Genomic DNA, 1640 nt, shown 5'->3' on the forward strand with positions numbered 1-1640 from the left:
AAGACACAATAGTCCTATTAACAGCAAAACATAAGGCATTATTATTCCAGTTATACCAGTTATCAAACTATAACTAGATAGGACTACTACAACAATCGCTAAAGTTATTCTAAGTATTTTCACTAGTTCTTCCCCCCTCAAAAGTAAAATTTGAACCTGAACAAAATGGCCCTTATGTACATTGAGGGCGCCAGGTCTTATTCTAGATAGGCACCCTATTCTTGGATAAAATAATTAACTACATTCATGATGAGTCCGTTTCTTTTTTGTAATTACCATCTCAACCAAAATCGCAATAAATGACATTATCCCCATACCAACAGCTGTATATTTAAAAGCTGTATTTCCGTGACTCACAAAAAGAACGTTTATCGTAATAGCTGCCACTAATATCGCCATTCCCAGCTGGGTCATGATTTTATTATTTGAGTGTTTTCTTTTGAAAAACTGAGTTTTGGTAGCAGTTAAAAACAGTATTACAGCTAATGCTGCAAGTAAAATAATCATTCCTTCTCACCCCGCTTTATTCCTCAAAATGCACTACAATGGCAAATTGGGCGCTATCCTTTATTCCAGATGTGCGCCCGATTGCTTAACATTTTCTTAGGGTCTATTCAACAAAAAAGAGTACGTATTTATGCACTCCTTAGTTACTATTCCTGTTTTTTAAAATGTAAATTTCTTTCTCCATTTTATTTACCTTGTCAACAATAAAATCCATTTCATTGATTCTCGATTCGTTCGTTAATTCAAACTGGCTCCCAACACCTTCCAGTTTTGCTTCTATAGTGTCAAATCGACTATGCATTTCTGATTTCATACTTTTCATTTCTTTGTTCATTTCTGTCAGCAAATCAAGAATTTCCTTATCCACTCTTATCACCTCTGTAATAATTATAATATAGATTAATCAAATAATCACTGTTTTTTAAAACTTACTTGTTAATTACGTAATCGCGCCCGTTTGCTTAGATTATAAAACTATATCTTTTCCAGAATTGATTTAACAAAATCAGTTTTTTCGTCTGCATATTTGTGTTTGTCATTCTTATTTGCTTTTGACAAGTTCATTTTAAGCTCTTGATATTCCATTCTTGCTTTATCGTTGTTTCTTAGGTAATCTCTAAATTTCAATTGCTCCATTAAAAACCTGTTTCCGCTTTGGTACATATGAATTTGATGTGTCCTGGGTTCTCCTTTATTAAAATAATGTCTGTCAGGAAGAATGTTAGTCCCTTTATAGGAATAGCCTAAGCTCTCCAAGAGACTGACACAGTGCTTGCCATCATTAAATTCTTTAATTTCTACAGCAATATCAATAATTGGTTTCGCACTTAACCCCTCCACAGCCGTGCTGCCAATGTGATGGATAGCTAGAATATACTTACCAATTTTCTCTTGTATTCTCCCTTTTTCTAATAAAAATTCCTTCAGCCAATCCTCTGTCCAAGGTACTAAAAAAACTTCACCTTTTGGTAACCCGAGCATTATATCACCCTCCCGCACACACGTAATAGACTCTCGGTATTCACCGAGTCAGACGGCTCAAGGTTTTCTTGAGTCATCTTCTTTATGATTCCTCCCACATTTCGTGGGAGATTTTTATTCTCAAAATAATATGAACTGGAAATTGGCGTTCA

3 protein-coding genes are annotated in these 1640 nt (G+C 34.6%); all 3 read right to left on the reverse strand.

Annotation, left to right across the window (positions count from 1 at the left end; translation table 11 throughout):
• Positions 1-234: 234 nt before the first annotated feature.
• The 3 genes from E4U82_RS19480 to E4U82_RS19490 all read right to left on the reverse strand — a co-directional run bounded on the left by E4U82_RS19480 (position 235) and on the right by E4U82_RS19490 (position 1488).
• Complete coding sequence (locus tag E4U82_RS19480; RefSeq protein ID WP_135110217.1) at positions 235-507, reverse strand: hypothetical protein; 273 nt, start codon at positions 505-507, stop codon at positions 235-237.
• Between the two features lie 139 nt (positions 508-646).
• Positions 647-874 carry a hypothetical protein gene (locus E4U82_RS19485; RefSeq protein ID WP_135111902.1) on the reverse strand — a complete coding sequence of 76 codons (228 nt, stop codon included), beginning with the start codon at positions 872-874 and terminating at the stop codon, positions 647-649.
• Between the two features lie 107 nt (positions 875-981).
• Positions 982-1488, reverse strand: coding sequence for a GrpB family protein (locus E4U82_RS19490; protein WP_135111903.1), 507 nt, complete (start codon positions 1486-1488; stop codon positions 982-984).
• Between the last annotated feature and the right edge of the window lie 152 nt (positions 1489-1640).

This window comes from Lentibacillus salicampi, assembly GCF_004565465.1.
In the GTDB taxonomy this organism is placed as follows: Bacteria; Bacillota; Bacilli; order Bacillales; family Amphibacillaceae; genus Lentibacillus; species Lentibacillus salicampi.

Excerpts from the sequence above, each read along its gene's own strand:
- E4U82_RS19490 (WP_135111903.1), bottom strand. The coding sequence starts at position 1,488 with ATGCTCGGGTTACCAAAAGGTGAAGTTTTTTTAGTACCTTGGACAGAG.
- E4U82_RS19480 (WP_135110217.1), bottom strand. The coding sequence starts at position 507 with ATGATTATTTTACTTGCAGCATTAGCTGTAATACTGTTTTTAACTGCT.